This is a genomic window from Streptomyces sp. NPDC004561 (assembly GCF_053602155.1).
The window spans coordinates 1-1,958 of the sequence record NZ_JBSGDB010000840.1; the positions used below are offsets into that span (position 1 = coordinate 1).

Here is a 1,958-nt window from a genome sequence, read left to right on the forward strand (position 1 = left end):
ATGGATCGACCATGCTCAAGCCGTTACGGCAGGGCCTTCCGCCGTTGGATCCCGCGGCCGTGTCCGATGCCGCCTCCTGTGCACTGCCGCCCCGTCACGGGGCCCTGCGCTGATCCGGTGACCCGGGCGTCGCACGCGGGTGACCGGTCGCGAGCGGCGGCAAATCGTGCGGAGCCGGCCGTACGGCGGCCCGGGTAGAGTCCGGCGCATGGCTGCCGTGCTGTTCGACTTCTCCGGGACGCTGTTCCGCGTCGAGTCCACCGAGTCCTGGCTGCGCGCGGTGCTGGACGAGAGCGGGGTGAGCCTGCCCGAGCCCCAACTGATGGACACGGCCAAGGCGTTGGAGGCGGCCGGTGCGCTGCCGGGCGGTGCGGCGCCGCTGGAGGTGCCGGCGGACCTCGCCGGGCTGTGGGCGGTGCGGGACGAGAGCGCGGAGCTGCACCGGGCCGCGTTCACGGGTCTGTCCCGGCGGGTGCCGCTGCCCGATCCGGGGCTGCACGACGCGCTGTACGAGCGGCACATGTCCCCCGCCGCCTGGACCCCCTACCCGGACGCCGCCGACGTCTTGCGCACCCTGCGCGAACGCGGCACCGCCGTGGGCGTGGTCAGCAACATCGGCTGGGACCTGCGGCCGGTCTTCCGTGCGCACGGCCTCGACGGGTACGTGGACGCGTACGTGCTGTCGTACGAACACGGGGTGCAGAAGCCGGACCCGCGGCTGTTCTCGGTCGCCTGCGAAGCGCTCGGCGCCGATCCGCGGCAGGTGCTGATGGTCGGGGACAGCAGAGCGGCGGACGGGGGCGCGGCCGCGCTCGGCTGCCGTGTGCACTTCGTGGACCACCTGCCGGTCGCGCACCGCCCCGACGCGCTGCGCGCGGTCCTGGACCTGGTGGGCTGAGCGGCCGCGCTCCGGGCGGCGGGCAGGCCCTGAAGGAGGGGCGGTGCCGGCGTCTCGCGTCCGCCGTCCACACGCCGTCCGTCTGAGACGATCCCCCGCGTCGCCCCAGACGAACGGCAGCCCTGGAGAGGGCCCGCGCGTGGCGGTGCCCGATGCGATGAGTATAGTTGGCTGGCAGCCAGTCAACGCAGGAGTTTCCAGGATGTCCCCGCGCAGCGCCTCGGTCAATGAAGAGTTGCGACGGCGTTCCCGGGAGCGACTGCTCCAGGCCGCGGTGGAGCTGGTCGACGAGCGCGGGTTCGAGGCGACGACGCTGGGCGACATCGCGGACCGCGCCGGCTCGGCGCGCGGCCTGGTCTCGTACTACTTCCCCGGCAAGCGCCAGCTGGTGCAGTCCGCCGTGCACCGGCTGATGCACCGCACGCTGGAGGAGGCGCTGGAGCGGGAGCCGCGCACCGAGGACGGCCGGGAGCGGCTGGCCCGGGCCATCGACGCGATCCTGGGGCTCGCGCGTGACCGGCCCGTGCTCATGCGCCAGCACATGGCGGGGCTCCTCCAGGCCGAGGGCTTCGTGCAGTGCCCGGAGCAGCGGCGTCTTTCGGAGCTGCTCGGCGACACCGTGGCCCGGTACGGCTCCGAGGACGTGACGGCCGACTACCCGATGCTGCGGGCCCTTTTGATGGGGGTCGTGTTCGCGGCCCTGGTGCCGGGCGTGCCGATGCCCGTGCCCGCGCTGCGGGCCGAGCTGTTCCGGCGGTACGGGCTCGACTGGGGGCTGGGCGTGCCCCCGGAGAGCGACACGGGCACCGGGGCCCGGGAGCAGGACCTGTCGCGGTTCTTCGCCACCGAGGAGCGGCCGAGCCCTCCCCAGGGGGAGTGACCGCGCCGGTCAGCGGCGCGCGTGACGAGGCGTCAGGAACCCGGCGTCGCGCGCCTGGGCGATCAGCCTGAGGGAGCGCCGGCGGCTGTGCCCGGTCGCGTGCATCACGGCGAGCACGGGGTCGACGCCCTCCTCCTGCGCCGCGCGGTACCGTCGCGCGAGCAGCAGGCGGCCCTCGAT

3 protein-coding genes and 1 pseudogene are annotated in these 1,958 nt (G+C 74.4%); 3 read left to right on the forward strand and 1 reads right to left on the reverse strand.

All coding sequences use genetic code 11. The annotated features are described in order from the left end of the window. The 3 genes and pseudogenes from ACWEN3_RS45925 to ACWEN3_RS45935 form a co-directional block, all read left to right on the forward strand. Window positions 1-110 (forward strand): annotated as a pseudogene (locus ACWEN3_RS45925) (ATP-binding protein); the annotation flags it as partial. 98 nt (window positions 111-208) lie between these two features. Continuing rightward, on the forward strand, window positions 209-898 hold the full coding sequence (locus tag ACWEN3_RS45930) for an HAD family hydrolase (RefSeq protein WP_452984319.1): 690 nt from the start codon (window positions 209-211) through the stop codon (window positions 896-898). 202 nt (window positions 899-1,100) lie between these two features. Continuing rightward, window positions 1,101-1,778: a TetR/AcrR family transcriptional regulator gene (locus ACWEN3_RS45935; RefSeq protein ID WP_452984321.1), complete on the forward strand. Its 678-nt coding sequence runs from the start codon at window positions 1,101-1,103 to the stop codon at window positions 1,776-1,778. Between the two features lie 9 nt (window positions 1,779-1,787). Here the strand turns inward: ACWEN3_RS45935 and ACWEN3_RS45940 are convergent. After that, window positions 1,788-1,958, reverse strand: a 171-nt coding sequence (locus ACWEN3_RS45940; protein ID WP_452984322.1) for a DUF6214 family protein, incomplete at its 5' end; no start/stop codon positions are given.